Here is a 16,241-nt window from a genome sequence, read left to right as displayed (position 1 = left end):
TACATGGACGGCACCGCACCCCTCTCCGACGAGTACGACCCGACGTCAGTCGAGCGCTGGGCCGTAGAACCCGACAAACGTCCCGGCCGCACCGCCTTCCAGCGCGACCGCGCACGCGTGCTGCACTCCTCCGCGCTGCGCCGCCTCGCGGGCAAGACCCAGGTCGTCACCCCGGGCACCCGCAGTCAGGCCTGGGACGCCAGCGCCCGCACCCGCCTCACCCACTCCCTGGAGTGCGCCCAGGTCGGCCGCGAGCTCGGCGCCGCCCTCGGCTGCGACCCCGACCTCGTCGAGGCGGCCTGCCTCTCCCACGACCTCGGCCACCCACCCTTCGGGCACAACGGCGAACAGGCGCTGAACGAGTTCGCGGAGGACTGCGGCGGCTTCGAGGGCAACGCGCAGTCGCTGCGCCTGCTGACCAGGATCGAGCCCAAGCGCTTCGTCCACTCGGAAGAGACGGGCGAACTCGTCAGCGTGGGACTGAACCTCACCCGCGCCGCCCTCGACGCCGCCACCAAGTACCCCTGGCCGCGCGGTGCCCACCCCACCGACCCCGCCTCGCCGAAGTTCGGGGCCTACGAGGACGACCGGCCGGTCTTCGACTGGATCCGCAAGGGCGCCCCCGGCACCCGTACGTGCTTCGAGGCCCAGGTCATGGACTGGTCCGACGACGTGGCGTACTCGGTGCACGACGTCGAGGACGGTCTGCACGCCGGCCACATCGACCCCAACTGCCTGTACGCCGAACCGGAGCGCGAGGAGATCTTCAAGGTCGCCATCGGCCGGTACGTGCCCGCCGACACCGACCCCGTCGAGCTCTCCGAGGCCCTCGACCGGCTCCTGGAGCAGGAGTGGTGGCCGCACGGGTACGACGGATCGGCCGTCGCGCAGGCCCGGTTGAAGGACGCCACCAGCCAGCTCATCGGCCGCTTCTGCCTGGCCGCCGAGGGAGCCACCCGCGCGCGGTACGGCGCCGGCCGCCTCACCCGGTACGCGGCGGAGCTGGTCGTCCCGCGCGCCGCCCGCCACGAGTGTGCCGTCCTCAAGGCCGTCGCCGACCGGTACGTCATGCAGCGTGCCGAGCAGGAGCGGCTGCGCGCCGATCAGCGGATCGTCGTCGCCGAGCTGGCCGAGGCGCTCACCGCCCGCGCCCCGGACGGTCTTGACCCGCAGTTCCGGGCGCTGTTCGACGAGGCCGGGGACGATCGCGCGCGCAAGCGGGTGATCGTCGACCAGATTGCCTCGCTCACCGACGCCTCGGCACGTTCACTGCATCTCAGGTTCACCACCCGCCCCACAGGCGGCGGCGGAGTGTGACCCTGCGTGGCCTGATCGGGCCACACCCTCTTCCCGCATCACGCTGCGTGCGGGACGCTCGCTTGGCGACAACGTTACGAGGAGGCATCAAGTGGTCGACGCGGATCAGACATTCGTCATCGTCGGAGGAGGCCTGGCCGGCGCCAAGGCAGCCGAGACGCTCCGAGCGGAGGGTTTCACCGGCCGCGTGATACTGATCTGCGACGAACGTGACCACCCCTACGAGCGCCCGCCGCTCTCCAAGGGCTATCTGCTCGGCAAGGAGGAGCGGGACAGCGTCTTCGTGCACGAACCCGCCTGGTACGCGCAGAACGACGTGGAGCTGCACCTCGGCCAGACCGTCGACGCCATCGACCGCACGGCGAAGACCGTCCGCTTCGGCGACGACGGCACCCTCGTCCACTACGACAAGCTGCTCCTCGCGACCGGCGCCGAGCCGCGCCGTCTCGACATCCCCGGGACGGACCTCGCGGGCGTCCACCACCTGCGCCGCCTCGCCCACGCCGAACGCCTCAAGGGCGTCCTGGCCGCGCTCGGCCGTGACAACGGCCACCTCGTGATCGCGGGCGGGGGCTGGATCGGCCTGGAGGTCGCGGCGGCGGCCCGCGAGTACGGCGCCGAGGTCACCGTCGTCGAACACGGGCCGACCCCGCTGCACAGGGTCCTCGGCCCCGAGCTCGGCCAGCTCTTCGCCGAGCTGCACCGCGAGCACGGCGTCCGCTTCCACTTCGGGGCCCGGCTCACCGAGATCGTCGGCCAGGACGGCATGGTGCTGGCCGCCCGCACGGACGACGGCGAGGAGCACCTCGCCCACGACGTCCTGGCGGCCATCGGAGCGGCGCCGCGCACGGGCCTCGCCGAGGCCGCGGGCCTGGAGATCGCCGACCGGGCGCACGGCGGCGGTATCGCGGTCGACGAGCGGCTGCGCACCTCCGACCCCGACATCTACGCCACCGGTGACGTCGCCGCCTTCCCGCACCCCCTCTTCGACACCCGGCTGCGCGTCGAGCACTGGGCCAACGCTCTCAACGGCGGACCGGCGGCGGCCCGCTCGATGCTGGACCGCGGGACGGTGTACGACCGCGTGCCCTATTTCTTCTCCGACCAGTACGACGTCGGGCTCGAGTACTCGGGCTGGGCGCCGGCGGGGACGTACGACGAAGTGGTGATCCGGGGCGACGCGGGCAAGCGCCAGTTCATCGCCTTCTGGGTGAAGGACCGGCGGGTGCTGGCCGGGATGAACGTGAATGTGTGGGACGTCACGGAACCCATCCAGCGACTGATCCGGTCCCGGGCCCAGGTGGACACCGAGGCTCTGGCGAACCCGCACGTACCGCTGGAGAGCCTTGTCCCCTGACCGATCAGAGGTCCCTGCGACGAACGGCGGCCGTCGACTGGCACACCACCCCCGGCTGTGATTCCGGGGAGGCGACCCCCGGACCCCCGGCCAGGGCGTTCGCCTCGCCCCAGGAGTGTCAGTCCGGCCCCGTAGAATCACCTCGTGGCTGGAAGGATCAACGACGAGGACGTGAAGGCGGTTCGGGACGCGGTCCCGATCGACGCCGTCGTGTCCGAGTACCTCCAGCTGCGCAACGCGGGGGGCGGAAACCTCAAGGGTCTGTGCCCCTTCCACGACGAGAAGTCCCCGTCCTTCCAGGTCAGCCCCAGCAAGGGTCTCTTCCACTGCTTCGGCTGCCAGGAGGGCGGCGACACCATCACGTTCGTGATGAAGGTCGACCACCTCACGTTCTCCGAGGCCGTCGAGCGGCTCGCCGGACAGGCCGGCATCACCCTGCGCTACGAGGAGGGCGGGTACAACCCCTCCCACCAGCGAGGCGAGCGGATCCGCCTGGTCGAGGCGCACAAGATCGCCGCTCAGTACTACGTGGAGCAGCTCGACATCAGCCCCGAGGCCGACGCGGGCCGCAAGTTCCTCGCCGAGCGCGGTTTCGACCAGGCCGCCGCCGCGCACTTCGGCGTCGGCTACAGCCCCCAGGGCTGGGACCACCTCACCCGCCATCTGCGCGGCAAGGGCTTCACCGACAAGGAGCTGCTCCTCTCCGGCCTCTCACAGGAGGGCCGCCGGGGCCCCATCGACCGCTTCCGCGGGCGCCTGATGTGGCCGATCCGCGACATCGGCGGCGAGGTCGTCGGCTTCGGCGCGCGCAAACTGTACGAGGCGGACAACGGCCCGAAGTACCTGAACACGCCCGACACCGCGATCTACCGGAAGTCCCAGGTCCTCTACGGCATCGACCTCGCCAAGAAGGACATCGCCAAGGCCAGCCGCGCGGTCGTCGTCGAGGGCTACACCGACGTCATGGCCTGCCACCTGGCCGGCATCACCACCGCGATCGCGACCTGCGGCACCGCGTTCGGCGGCGACCACATCAAGATCCTCAGACGCCTCCTGATGGACAACGGCTCGGCCCGCGTGATCTTCACCTTCGACGGCGACGCGGCGGGCCAGAAGGCCGCCCTGCGCGCCTTCGAGGACGACCAGAAGTTCGCCGCCGAGACGTACATCGCCATCGCGCCGGACGGCATGGACCCCTGCGACCTGCGCCTCGCCAAGGGCGACGAGGCGGTCGCCGACCTCGTCGAACCCCGCACGCCCCTCTTCGAGTTCGCCCTGCGCCAGATCATCCTGCGCTACGACCTGGAGACCCCGGCGGGGCGCGCGGCAGCCCTGGACGAGGCGGCGCCCATCGTCGCCCGCATCAAGAACAGCGGCGCCCAGCACGAGGTCGCCGTGCAGCTCGCGGGCATGCTCGGCATCCTCGACACCCAGTTCGTGGTCAAGCGGGTGGCCCAGCTGGCCCGTTGGGCCCGCGACCGCGGCGGCAAGGGTCCGGCCCCCGCCGACGGGCAGCGCCCCCAGCAGACGTACGCCGCGGTCCGGACGCCCGCGGGCGGTCCGGCGCTCAACCTCCGCAACCCCGTCTACGCCACCGAGCGCGAGCTGCTCAAGCTCGCCCTCCAGCGGCCAGAGCTGGTCTCCCCGGCCTTCGACGCCTACGGGATCGACGAGTTCACCGCCGCGCCCTACGCCGCCGTACGCCTGGCGATCATGGAGTCGGGCGGTGCCGAGTACGGCACGCAGGACCCCCAGGAGTATCTGGTCCGGGTCCGCGAGGCCGCCCCGGACGACGTGGTCCGCTCCATGGTCACCGAGCTGGCCGTCGAGGCGATCATGCGCAAGACCGTCGACGAGACCTACGCGGGCGACCAGCTCGTCATGGTCCGCCGCCGCGCCGTCGAGCGCCGCATCGTGGACGTCCAGGGTGCCCTGGCCCGCGCGAGCGCCCACGGCGACCCGGCCCAGCTGTCGGCCGTGCAGAACGAGTTGTGGGTGCTCCAGCAGTACGGACAGGCGCTGCGCGAGCGGGGCGCGGAGGCGCTCTGAGGCCGCCCTGCCCGGATGGGCCCGGCGCACATGCCAATCCCGTACGCCCTTCAATCGGTTTCGCGCGCGCTGAGCTGCGCACTCGGACGGCACGGTAACCACCGGGTCACGGACCGGAAGCAAAAAGTCACCGCACGCCCCTCGTGGCGGCGATGTGTCGTACTCCACACTGGGTTCCGGTGCCTGAGTCCTCGGAGCGCGGCCGACCCGCACGCGACGGGTTTCCGATTCCCGCGGTTCCGCCAAACGACTACGGGATGGACAGCGGCGAGGCCGTCGACCCCATCCCCGACGTACCGCTGCCGCACGCCTCAGCAGCGACATTCCTGGAGGTCGCCCCCGTGCAGACCCAGACCCTCACACAGACCGACAACCTCACGGACACGAATACGGACGCCGAGCCCGACGTCGTCACGGCGGTGCCCCCGCAGAGGGGTGCCGCGCACCACCCCGAGACGGAGCCGGACGGGCCGGCGGCGGGCGCCGTCGAGGCGGAGGCCGAGGCCGAGCCCGTGGAGGTCGAAACCGAGGCCGAGGTCCCCGAACCCGTCGAACTGCCCCGAGGACGCAGTACGGACACCGGAGGCCCCTCCTCGGACCTGTTCCGCCAGTACCTGCGCGAGATCGGGCGCATTCCGCTGCTCACCGCGGCGGAGGAGGTCGAACTCGCCCGTCGCGTCGAGGCCGGACTCTTCGCCGAGGAGAAGCTCCGCCTCGCCCCCGACCTGGACAGTCAGCTCGCCCTCGACCTCGACAAACTCGTCGTCATGGGCCGCATGGCCAAGCGCCGCCTCATCGAGGCGAACCTGCGCCTGGTCGTCTCGGTCGCGAAACGCTATGTGGGCCGCGGGCTCACCATGCTCGACCTGGTCCAGGAGGGGAACCTCGGTCTGATCAGGGCGGTGGAGAAGTTCGACTACGCGCGTGGGTACAAGTTCTCGACGTACGCGACCTGGTGGATCCGGCAGGCCATGTCGCGGGCGCTGGCCGATCAGGCCCGTACGATCCGGGTCCCCGTCCATGTGGTCGAGTTGATCAACCGGGTCGTGCGGGTCCAGCGGCGAATGCTGCAGGAGCGCGGCTACGAACCGACGCCGGACGAGGTCGCCGCGCACCTCGACCTTCCTGGGGAGCGGGTGAGTGAGGTGCTGCGTCTTGCCCAGGAGCCGGTGTCGTTGCACGCGCCGGTGGGGGAGGAGGACGACGTGGCGCTCGGCGACCTGATCGAGGACGGTGACGCGACGTCGCCGGTGGAGTCCGCCGCGTTCCTGCTCCTGCGGGAACACCTGGAAGCGGTGCTTTCCACGCTCGGCGAGCGTGAACGCAAGGTCGTCCAGCTCCGGTACGGGCTCGCCGACGGCCGTCCCCGCACGCTCGAGGAAATAGGCCGCATCTTCGGCGTCACCCGCGAACGCATCCGCCAGATCGAGTCCAAAACCCTCAACAAACTGAGGGACCACGCCTTCGCGGACCAACTCCGCGGCTACCTGGACTGACCCGACGTCTCTCGCCCCCGCCGCCCCTACCCGTCCCATCCCCGGGGCTCCGCCCCAGACCCCGGAGGGTGGTCTTTCGACTACGGGCCGGTGGGGGCTGGTCGCGCAGTTCCCCGCGCCCCTCAGAAGCGCTGGCGCGCATCTTTCAGCCCGTCCGGCGTTTGAGGACGAGGCCGTTCAGGCCGACAGGGGGTCTGGGGGCGCAGCCCACAGGGATGGGACGGGTAGGAGCGGCGGGGGCGAGGAAGCACCTCCCCGCACCCGCCTACCCACCCACACCCGCTAGTCGACCTCGGCCACCGCCTGGGCGAACTGGGCCTTGTAGAGGCGCGCGTACGCACCGTCGGCCGCCAACAGCTCCGCATGCGCACCCTGCTCGACGATCGACCCGTTCTCCATCACGAGGATGGTGTCCGCGTCCCGGATCGTGGAGAGCCGGTGGGCGATCACGAACGAGGTCCGCCCGTGCGCGAGCTTCGCCATCGCCTTCTGGATCAGAACCTCCGTACGGGTGTCGACGGAACTGGTCGCCTCGTCGAGGACGAGGATCACCGGGTCGGACAGGAACGCCCGCGCGATGGTGATCAGCTGCTTCTCGCCCGCGCTGACCCCCGTACCCTCGTCGTCGATGACGGTGTCGTAGCCATCCGGGAGCGTACGGATGAAACGGTCGGCGTGCGCGGCCCGCGCCGCCTCCTCGATCTCCCCGCGTGTGACCTCCCGCGAGGCCCCGTACGCGATGTTCTCCGCGATCGTGCCGCCGAACAGCCAGGTGTCCTGGAGCACCATCCCGATCCCGGCCCGGAGTTCGTCCCGGGACATGGACGCGATGTCGACCCCGTCGAGGGTGATCCGGCCGCCGGTGACGTCGTAGAACCGCATCAGGAGGTTCACCAGCGTGGTCTTGCCGGCGCCGGTCGGGCCGACGATCGCCACCGTGTGGCCCGGCTCGACCTTCAGCGACAGGTCCTCGATGAGCGGCTTCTCGGGGTCGTAGCGGAAGGACACGTTCTCCAGCGCCACCCGCCCGCGCAGCTCGTCGGGGCGCGCCGCCGGCACCGGGTCGGCCTCCTGCTCCTCCGCGTCGAGGAGTTCGAAGATACGCTCCGCCGACGCGACACCGGACTGCACGAGGTTCGCCATCGAGGCGACCTGCGTCAGCGGCATCGAGAACTGGCGGGAGTACTGGATGAAGGCCTGGACGTCGCCGATCGACAGCGAGCCGGACGCGACGCGCAGACCGCCGACGACCGCCACCAGCACATAGTTCAGGTTCGACACGAACATCATCAGCGGCTGCATGACCCCGCTGTTGAACTGCGCCTTGAACCCGGCCTCGTACAACTTCTCGTTCTGCTCGGCGAACTGCGCCGCCGACTCCTCCTGCCGCCCGAACACCTTCACCAGCGTGTGCCCGGTGTACATCTCCTCGATGTGGGCGTTGAGCTTGCCGGTGGTGCGCCACTGCTGCACGAAGTGCGGTTGCGAACGCTTGCCGATGCGCGTGGCGACGAAGAAGGAGAGCGGGACCGTGACGAGCGCGACCAGCGCGAGCAGCCACGACACCCAGAACATCATCGCGAGCACGCCGATGATGGTCAGCAGGGAGTTCACCAGCTGGCCCATCGACTGCTGCAGGGTCTGCTGGATGTTGTCGATGTCGTTCGTGGCGCGGCTGAGCACCTCACCGCGCTGGCGCTTGTCGAAGTACGACAGCGGCAGCCGCGAGAGCTTCGCCTGCAGGTCCTCGCGCATGTGGTAGACGGTCTTGTTGACGGCCCGGTTCACCAGGCGCGTCGCCACCGCCATCAGCAGGCCGGCCAGCAGGAACGTACAGAGCGCGAGCAGCAGTACGTTTCCGACGGCACTGAAGTCGATGCCCTTGCCGGGGGTGAAGTCCGTCCCGGCGAGCATGTCGGCCATGCCGCCCTCGCCGCGCTTACGCATCGAGGCGAGGACCTCGGCCTTGGTGGCGCCGGCCGGCATCTGCCGCCCGATGATCCCCGCGAAGACCAGGTCGGTGGCCTTGCCGAGGATCTTCGGTCCGACCACCGAGAGCCCCACGCTCAGGACGACGGCGACCAGCATCCCGTACATGGTGACGCGCTCGGGTTTGAACTGGGCCAGGAGCCTCCTCCCGGACACCTTGAAATCCATCGAGCGCTGATCGGGGCCGCCCCCGGCCATCATGCGTCCCATGGGCCCGGCCATCAGGCGGCCTCCGCTTCCGTCAGCTGGGAGAGCACGATCTCCCGATAGGTCTCGTTGTCGGCCATGAGCTCGTGGTGACGCCCCGTGCCCACCACCCGGCCCTCGTCGAGGACCACGATCCGGTCGGCGTCCCTGATGGTCGACACCCGCTGGGCGACGATCACCACGGTCGCCTCGGCGGTCTCCTGGGAGAGCGCCGCGCGCAGCGCCGCGTCGGTCGCGTAGTCGAGCGCGGAGAAGGAGTCGTCGAACAGATAGATCTCGGGGCGCTGGACGAGGGTGCGGGCGATGGCGAGGCGCTGCCGCTGGCCGCCGGAGACGTTGGTGCCGCCCTGTGCGATCGGCGAGTCCAGGCCGTTCTCCAGCCGCTCCACGAAGCCCTTGGCCTGCGCCACCTCCAGCGCGTGCCACAGCTCCTCGTCGGTCGCGTCCGGATTGCCGTACCGGAGGTTGGTGGCGACCGTCCCCGCGAAGAGGTACGGCTTCTGGGGGACGAGTCCGACCGTCCTGGCGAGCAGCTTCGGCTCGACGGTCGCCACGTCCACGCCGTCGACGAGGACTTCTCCGTCGGTGGCGTCGAAGAGCCGGGGCACGAGCCCGAGCAGCGTCGACTTGCCGCTGCCCGTCGACCCGATCACGGCGGTCGTCTCACCCGGCCGCGCCACCAAGTCGATGGACTTCAGGACGGGCTCCTCGGCACCCGGGTAGCGGAACCCCGCGCCGCGGATCTCCAGGTGGCCGTGGCGCCGCAGTTCCACGACGGGTGCGCTCGGCGGCACGACGCTCGACGAGGTGTCCAGGACCTCTTCGATGCGCTCGGCGCAGACCTCCGCGCGCGGCACCATCATGAACATGAAGGTGGCCATCATCACGGACATCACGATCTGCATGAGGTAGGCGAGGAACGCGGTCAGGTCGCCGATCTGCATGCCGCCGCTGGCGATGCGGTGGGCGCCGAACCAGACCACGGCGATCGACGAGAGGTTCACGACGGTCATGACCATCGGGAACATCAGGGCGAGCATCCGGCCGGTACCGAGGGACACCTCGGTCAGCTGGGCGTTGGCGGACTCGAAGCGGTCCTTCTCGTAGTCGTCCCGGACGAAGGCGCGGATGACGCGGTTGCCGGTGATCTGCTCGCGCAGCACCCGGTTCACGGTGTCCAGACGCACCTGCATGGTCCTGAACAGCGGGCGCAGCCGGCGCACGATCAGGGTCACTCCGATGCCGAGTACCGGCACCACGGCGACCAGGACCGCGGAGAGCGGCACGTCCAGGCCGAGGGCCAGCACGATGCCGCCCACACACATGATCGGCGCCGACACCAGCAAGGTGAACGTCATCAGGGTGAGCATCTGCACCTGCTGGACGTCATTGGTGGTGCGGGTGATCAGTGAGGGGGCCCCGAAGTGGCCCACCTCGCGTGCGGAGAAGGACTGCACCCGGTCGAAGACGGCGGCCCGGATGTCCCGGCCGACGGAGGACGCCGTACGGGCGCCGTAGTAGACGGCGCCGATGTTGCAGACGACCTGGACCAGCGAGATCCCGATCATCAGGGCACCGAAGGACAGGATGTAACCCGTGTCTCCCTTGACGACACCGTTGTCAATGATGTGTGCGTTCAGGGTCGGCAGGTACAGGGTTGCGCAGGTCTGCAGGAACTGCAGCAGCACGAGGAGAGCGATGGGTTTCTTGTACGGACTGAGGTAGGTCCGAAGGAGTCGTATGAGCACGCGGCTTCTCTCGGAGTCGTCGACGGCAGTGCGGTCGGTGTGCACCACCCCCTATCGTCGGACACTCCACCCGCGTTACCTCAACCGATTAATCCAAGAGCGGACCAAGAGCGGACCGGAACCGGACCTTGAGACGTACGTCATAGGGCCCATGCCGGCCACTACGCCCACCGGGACACCTCTCCACACACCTCTCCAAACACCTCTCCGCACACCTATACGCCCCCTATGCCCGGAACGCTCCCGGATGCGTCTGTTCCCGTACGGACACGTACTGCTGCCGTACGGCCTGACCCACGGCCAGTTCCTCGCCGGGCTCCAGGATCTGGGCGATCGCACCCTGCCAGACAGGTGGCAGCTGGGGGTCGAGGGTGCCCTGCGAGACGCCGAGGGCCCAGGCCGCCTGACGGGCCGCGCCCAGCGCCGCGTAGTCCGCCGGCTGAGGGACGACGACCTGCGCGCCGAACAGCGCGGGCGCCGCGGCCTGCACGGCCGGCAGCTCGGCGGCCGCCCCGAGCAGGAACACCCGCCGTACGTCCACGCCGCGCCCGCGCAGCACGTCGAGCGCGTCCGCGAGCCCGCACAGCATGCCCTCGAAGGAGGCCCGCGCCAGGTGTTCGGGCCGCATCGACTCGCGCCGCAGTCCCGCGAGCGTCCCGGCGGTGTGCGGCAGGTTCGGGGTCCGCTCGCCCTCCAGGTACGGCAGCAGGACCAGCCCGTGGGAGCCCGGCGTGGACTTCATCGCCAGCTCGGACAGGCTCTCCAGGTCGGGCAGGCCGAGCAGTTCGACGGCGCCGCGCAGGGTCCGTACGGCGTTGAGGGTGGTGACCACCGGCAGGTGCATGCCGGTCGCGTCCGCCAGTGAGGTGATCATGCCGGAGGAGTCGACCAGCGCCTCGGGGTGTACGGCCATCACGGACCCGGAGGCGCCGAGGGACACGACCGCGTCCCCGAGCCCGATGCCGAGCCCGAAGGCCGCCGCCATGGTCTCTCCGGTGCCCGCGGAGATCAGCAGCCCTTCGGGTGTCGTCCCCGCCGCCTCGGACGGGCCCAGTACGTCGGGCAGCGTGGCCTGGTGGCCGAGCGCGAGCTCGACGAGATCCGGCCGATAGCCGCCGGTCGCCGCCGACCAGTAGCCGGTCCCGGAGGCCCCGCCCCGGTCGGTGGTCCGCCGCAGCGGCCGCCCGAGCAACTGCCACACCAGCCAGTCGTGTGCCTGCAGCAGCACGGCGGTGCGCAGCGCGGCGTCGGGCTCGGTCTTGTTCAGCCAGCGCAGCTTGGTCACCGGCTGGGCGGCCTGCGGTACGTGGCCCACGGCCTGCGCCCATGCCTCGCGCCCGCCGAGCGCGTCGACGAGATCGGCGGCGGCGACCTGTGCGCGCTTGTCACCGCCGACCATGGCCGGCCGCACCGTGTTGCCCTGCGTGTCCAGCGGTACGAGCCCGTTCTGCTGCGCGGAGACGCCGATGGCCTGCACGCCTTCGAGCAGCCCACCGCCGGCCGCCTCGCCCAGGGACAGCAGCCAGGCCTGCGGATCGACATCGGAAGGACGGCCGCCGCCCTCGGTGGTTTCCACCGGATGCGGGGCATATCCCTGCCTGAGCACGGCTCCCGTGTCCGTGTCGCAGACGACGATACGAGTGAAATCGGGCGAACTGTCCAACCCGGCGACTATCCCCATGGCGGAAATTCTGCCGTACGGCGGGGGATCGGCGCGCCGGGCCGGGCGGTGGCGACCGACTCGCGGGGTGCCCGACGGGCCGGGGCGCAGGTCGGACGGGGTGGCGCGTTCGCCGACCCCGTCAGGGATCCCTCGCCCTGCCTGCCGGGAGTCGTTCGGCTTTCGGCCAGTGGGGGCTGATCGGGTGGTTTCCCGCGCCTCTCGGGGCCCTACGTGTTGCTGGTGCCCCAGTCGTCCTCGCGAGTGCCGTTGGTGTTGCGTTCGCGCAGCGAGCGGACGCGGGCGGTGACCGAGTCGGGGACGTGGTCGCCCACCTTCTCGCCGACCGTGTGGAACGCCTTGCCCGCGATCTCGCGCCCCTGCTGGGCGGCGGTCTCGGCGGTGTTGCGCACCGCGGGGTTCTGCGCGACCTGGCGCGCGGACTTCTTCAGCTGCTCGTAGCGCTCGCGCCCGGCGCGCGTGCCGAGCACGTAACCCAGAGCCAGTCCGGCGACGAATGTGAGCCGGTAGCGCATGGCGGCCACCCTTCCCTTGCGTCGGCATCGGTGCGGGGGGAACCGATTGGCGGAGCACCCCCCTGCTTGCGCTAATGTATGTGTCGCAGCGAGCGCACGCCCCCTGGCGAATACCCGGGTAGGTGCGTTCGATGCAACGAGGCAATCCTCCGTAGCTCAATTGGCAGAGCAGCCGGCTGTTAACCGGCAGGTTACTGGTTCGAGTCCAGTCGGGGGAGCTCGATCTCCTGTAGCTCAATTGGCAGAGCAGCCGGCTGTTAACCGGCAGGTTACTGGTTCGAGTCCAGTCGGGAGAGCAACGGAAGAGGACCCCTCAGGGGTCCTTTTTCATGTCCGGCGGAACCGCGCAGGCCACGCCGAAGTCCTCATGGTCATGCGTTGCCGACCATCCGAAGCAGGAGATCGTATGAGCGGCTATGCTGCGGCAGACGGCGCGCACAAATGTGCGCGACGCGCCGTAAGGGGCGGTAGCTCAGCCGGTTAGAGCAGCGGACTCATAATCCGTCGGCCGTGGGTTCGAGTCCCACCCGCCCCACTCCGCGCTACGCGTGAAGAAACGATGCCGCCTGCGCACTCGTGGTTTGCCAGCAACAAGGTTGCGGCCCCCGGAGCTGATCCGGGGGCCGCAGTCGTGCGTTTCGCGTTCTTTGCACTCGTCCGGGGGAACGACCGGGGAATCGCCGTTCCCTGGTGTGACATCAGTTCGAGTCCGGAGCGGCCCGATCGGGCCCGCGGGTGACTGACGGGCCGGGAAGTGTCCCCGAGGGGGCCGGTGCGGCCTGTGTCGCCTGCTGTGGGGCGCAAGGTCTTCCTGGCCCTTCGGCGGTGCCCTGCCACTGCTCACCGCCGACGCCACTGCTCACCGCCGACAGGGCGTGAGCAGTGGCAGGCCTGGTCAGGCGGGGCAGCCGGAGTCGGCGATCACGTAGTGACCGATGGCGGTCTCCTCGAGGGTGTGGGTGGTGAAGGTGTTGTACAGGCCCATGGACTGGTTGGAGCCGTTCGCGTAGGTGTAGCCGCCGCTCTGGTGGGCGCGGCCCGCGGCGACCTGGTTGTAGTTGTTCGAGGTGAAGCACTGCGGCTGAAAGCCGGTGGTGGTCGCCGTCACGGCCGTGCCGACGGCGCCGGCCTTGCCCGACGAGTCGACGGCGGCGACGGTGTAGCTGTATCCGGTGCCGGAGGCCAGTCCGTTGTCCGTGTATGAAGTGGAGGTCGTCGAGCCCGTCTTCGTACCGCCGCGGTAGATGTCGTACGAAGCGGCGCCGCTGACGGCGTTCCAGGAAAGTGACGCGCTGGTGTCCGTGGTGCCGGTCACCGCCAGGCCGGTGGGCGCGGGCAGGGCACCGGTGCCGCCCCCGGAGGTGCCGTCCAGGCCCCAGAACTTCGCCGTGTAGTAGCTGGAGCAGATATAGCTGAGGTAGTACGTGCCGGTCGTGCCGCACTGGTCGGCCCCGGAGCCGGGGCTCACGGCGAGGCCATGTGCCATGCCGGAGACGGTGAAGGTCTCGACGGCAGGATCGCCGTCGGCATCGTTGTAGATGTCCTGGGTGGTGCCGCCGGTGAGCGTGGTGGTCGATGACGGGGTCTGGCTGATGCCCCGGACGTTCGTCCACTGGTCGCGGGACTCGGTGGCGTTGGCGGGGTTGACGGTCGAGTCGCCGGAACCCTGCCAGACGGCCACCCGCGGCCAGGGTCCGCTCCAGCCGCCCGATGCGCCGCGGACCAGGTCGCCCCACTGCTGCGGGGTCTTGCTGACCGGGTTGTACTCGCAGGTGAGGCCGCTGCTGAGATCGGTGGCGCAGCCCGCAGGGATGCCGGAGTCGATGGAGCCGCCCGCGAAGACATCGGGGTAGTCGGCGAGCATCACGGAGGTCATGGCGCCGCCGGCGGACAGCCCCGTCACGTACACGCGGCTGGGATCGCTGCCGTACCGCGTCTTGGCGTAGTCGACCATCTGTTTGATGGACAGGGCTTCGCCCTGGCCCCGGGTGTAGTCCTCGGACTGGTACCAGTTGAAGCACGCGTTGGCGTTGTTGGCGCTGGAGGTCTGCGGGAAGACCAGCGCGAAGCCGTACAGATCGGCGTACTTGGGCCAGCCGGAGTGGCTGTAGTAGTCGCTCGCGCTCTGGGTGCAGCCGTGCAGGGCCACGACCACCGGGGCGCCGGAGGGCAGGTTGTCGGGGACGTACGTGTACATCGACAGGCTGCCGGGGTTGGAGCCGAAGCCGGTCACCTGGGTGAGCGAGGCAGCCGACGCGCTCTGCGGCACGGTGAACAGGGCAAGCAGCAGGGCCGGTAGCGCGGCCCAGCAGGCTTTACGGGTGCGGTCACGAACCGACATGCGGTCCTCCCGTGGTGAGGGGTGGGTGGGCGGACCGCCGCGCCGGTGTCCCTCCGGAGCGGGCGGTCCGCTGCACCGTAGAACCGCAGCGACCGCCCGCCCACGGAAGCGGACCACACTTCTCGATCACCTCGGGTGTCGGCCGTCTCCACTGCGTACGGCATCGGCAACCTCAGTGCAGTGCACAGGAGTTGACCAGGTCTCCCGAGGCGGGCCTGGGCACGGTGCCGCTCGCCGGCGGCGCGGCCCGGTACTCGACCCAGTCGGTCAGAGCGAGGAAGGCCGAGCGATAGCAGGGCAGGATCGGCCGGAGCCGGTCCGGATAGGTGTCGTACAGGCCGTCCACGTGGGTGCCGCCCGCGATCGTGTAGTAGCGGTGCAAACGGCCACGCCGGCTGTCGGAGACCATGCGCGCGTACACGTCCGAGTCAGTGGCGATCGGCAGCAGTGCGTCGAGCGAGCCGTGCAGTGTGATCAAGGGTTTTCCGATCCTGCCGGTGAGCGAGATCCGCTCGACCGCCCGGTGCACGGAGCCCGGCTGCGTCGCATAGTCGTACGAAGCATCCGACGGGCAGGGCGCGAGAATCTCCGAAAGCGTCGAACCGGCGGACGCACCCGGACACTTGGGGTCGTAGGAGGGGTCGACCTCGGAGCGGTACACCTTCTGCGTCAGGCCCCAATAGGCAGCCTCGTGGTACGGCCACAGGAACTCGGTGCCGGGAGAGAATCCGGCGGCGAGCATGTCGGCGTGGGTGGCCCGGCCCGCCTGGTACGCGACCGCGGTCGGCAGATAGGTGAACAGGTTCGGCCCGTCCTCGGTCCACAGCGCGCCCTCCCAGTCCACTCCGCCGTCGTACAGCTCGGGGTGGTTCTCGAGCTGCCAGCGGGTCAGGTAGCCGCCGTTGGAGATGCCGGTCATGTAGGTGCGGCGTGGGGCGTGCCCGTACACCTGTCGGACGACGGTCTTCGTGGCGAGGGTCAGCTCGGTGGTGCGCCGGTTCCATTCGGCGATCGCGTCGCCGGGCCGCTTGCCGTCGGTGTAGAAGTCGGGGCCGCTGTTGCCCTTGTCGATGGAGGCGAAGGCGTAGCCCTGGGCGATGACCCAGTCGGAGATCAGGGGGTCCAGCGAGTACTGCTTGCGCGTCCCGGGCGCACCGGTCACCACGAGGCCGCCGTTCCAGTGCTCGGGCAGCCGGATGACGAACTGGGAGTCGTGGTTCCAGCCGTGGGTCTTGTTGAGGTGCGAGGAGTCGGGGAAGTAGCCGTCGATCTGGATGCCGGGGACGCCGGTGGGGTTCTTGGTCCCTTCGGCGGTGAGTGAGGCCCAGTCCGCGGAGTCGGTGTAGGCGGTGCCGGCGGTCGCGGCCGTGGTCATGTCGGACAGACAGGCCGTGGTCTGGAACGCCGCGCCGGGTACGGCGATCCGGCCCTGGCCGGCGCAGTGGGGTGCCGATCGAGCCGTGGCGCTCGCCGACACTCCCGCCGTCGACAGGAGCACGGCGGACAGCAAGGTGACGGTGCGTCTCAGATGCATGGTTCGC

At 70.0% G+C, this 16,241-nt stretch carries 10 protein-coding genes and 3 tRNA genes; 7 read left to right on the top strand and 6 right to left on the bottom strand.

Features of this window, described 5'->3' with window-relative positions; all coding sequences use genetic code 11:
* Positions 1 to 3: 3 nt before the first annotated feature.
* From ABZ656_RS01665 to ABZ656_RS01650, 4 genes are all read left to right on the top strand, one after another.
* A complete protein-coding gene (locus tag ABZ656_RS01665; protein WP_101405300.1) occupies positions 4 to 1,317 on the top strand; it encodes a deoxyguanosinetriphosphate triphosphohydrolase in 1,314 nt (437 codons plus the stop codon).
* Between the two features lie 91 nt (positions 1,318 to 1,408).
* Complete coding sequence (locus ABZ656_RS01660) at positions 1,409 to 2,674, top strand: FAD-dependent oxidoreductase (protein WP_101405301.1); 1,266 nt, start codon at positions 1,409 to 1,411, stop codon at positions 2,672 to 2,674.
* Between the two features lie 144 nt (positions 2,675 to 2,818).
* Positions 2,819 to 4,723 carry a DNA primase gene (dnaG, locus tag ABZ656_RS01655; protein WP_101405302.1) on the top strand — a complete coding sequence of 635 codons (1,905 nt, stop codon included), beginning with the start codon at positions 2,819 to 2,821 and terminating at the stop codon, positions 4,721 to 4,723.
* A gap of 179 nt (positions 4,724 to 4,902) precedes the next feature.
* Positions 4,903 to 6,219 carry an RNA polymerase sigma factor gene (locus tag ABZ656_RS01650; protein WP_101405303.1) on the top strand — a complete coding sequence of 439 codons (1,317 nt, stop codon included), beginning with the start codon at positions 4,903 to 4,905 and terminating at the stop codon, positions 6,217 to 6,219.
* Between the two features lie 282 nt (positions 6,220 to 6,501).
* Here the strand turns inward: ABZ656_RS01650 and ABZ656_RS01645 are convergent, their stop codons facing one another.
* The 4 genes from ABZ656_RS01645 to ABZ656_RS01630 form a co-directional block, all read right to left on the bottom strand.
* Complete coding sequence (locus ABZ656_RS01645; protein WP_101405304.1) at positions 6,502 to 8,430, bottom strand: ABC transporter ATP-binding protein; 1,929 nt, start codon at positions 8,428 to 8,430, stop codon at positions 6,502 to 6,504.
* On the bottom strand, positions 8,430 to 10,163 hold the full coding sequence (locus tag ABZ656_RS01640; protein WP_101408157.1) for an ABC transporter ATP-binding protein: 1,734 nt from the start codon (positions 10,161 to 10,163) through the stop codon (positions 8,430 to 8,432). Before ABZ656_RS01640 ends, ABZ656_RS01645 begins: the two co-directional genes overlap by 1 nt.
* A 226-nt stretch (positions 10,164 to 10,389) precedes the next feature.
* Positions 10,390 to 11,844: an FGGY family carbohydrate kinase gene (locus tag ABZ656_RS01635; RefSeq protein ID WP_360263437.1), complete on the bottom strand. Its 1,455-nt coding sequence runs from the start codon at positions 11,842 to 11,844 to the stop codon at positions 10,390 to 10,392.
* Positions 11,845 to 12,053: 209 nt separating this feature from the next.
* Complete coding sequence (locus tag ABZ656_RS01630; protein WP_054233549.1) at positions 12,054 to 12,359, bottom strand: hypothetical protein; 306 nt, start codon at positions 12,357 to 12,359, stop codon at positions 12,054 to 12,056.
* 145 nt (positions 12,360 to 12,504) lie between these two features.
* Here ABZ656_RS01630 and ABZ656_RS01625 point away from each other — a divergent pair.
* The 3 genes from ABZ656_RS01625 to ABZ656_RS01615 all read left to right on the top strand — a co-directional run bounded on the left by ABZ656_RS01625 (position 12,505) and on the right by ABZ656_RS01615 (position 12,894).
* Positions 12,505 to 12,577: transfer RNA gene (locus ABZ656_RS01625), tRNA-Asn, on the top strand.
* Between the two features lie 5 nt (positions 12,578 to 12,582).
* Positions 12,583 to 12,655, top strand: a tRNA-Asn gene (locus tag ABZ656_RS01620).
* A 165-nt stretch (positions 12,656 to 12,820) separates the two neighbouring features.
* Positions 12,821 to 12,894 (top strand) — tRNA-Ile (locus ABZ656_RS01615).
* A gap of 360 nt (positions 12,895 to 13,254) precedes the next feature.
* On the opposite strand, the gene ABZ656_RS01610 is transcribed toward ABZ656_RS01615, so the two are convergent.
* On the bottom strand, positions 13,255 to 14,700 hold the full coding sequence (locus ABZ656_RS01610) for a PHB depolymerase family esterase (RefSeq protein ID WP_101405306.1): 1,446 nt from the start codon (positions 14,698 to 14,700) through the stop codon (positions 13,255 to 13,257).
* Positions 14,701 to 14,872: 172 nt separating this feature from the next.
* Entirely contained in the window at positions 14,873 to 16,234 is a 1,362-nt protein-coding gene (locus tag ABZ656_RS01605; protein ID WP_360263432.1) for a tannase/feruloyl esterase family alpha/beta hydrolase, read from the bottom strand.
* Between the last annotated feature and the right edge of the window lie 7 nt (positions 16,235 to 16,241).

Origin of the sequence: Streptomyces sp. NPDC007095, from assembly GCF_040634475.1 — a bacterium.
In the GTDB taxonomy this organism is placed as follows: Bacteria; Actinomycetota; Actinomycetes; order Streptomycetales; family Streptomycetaceae; genus Streptomyces.
Note: the sequence above shows the minus strand (reverse complement) of the source record. Positions and strands in the feature narration are given on the sequence as shown.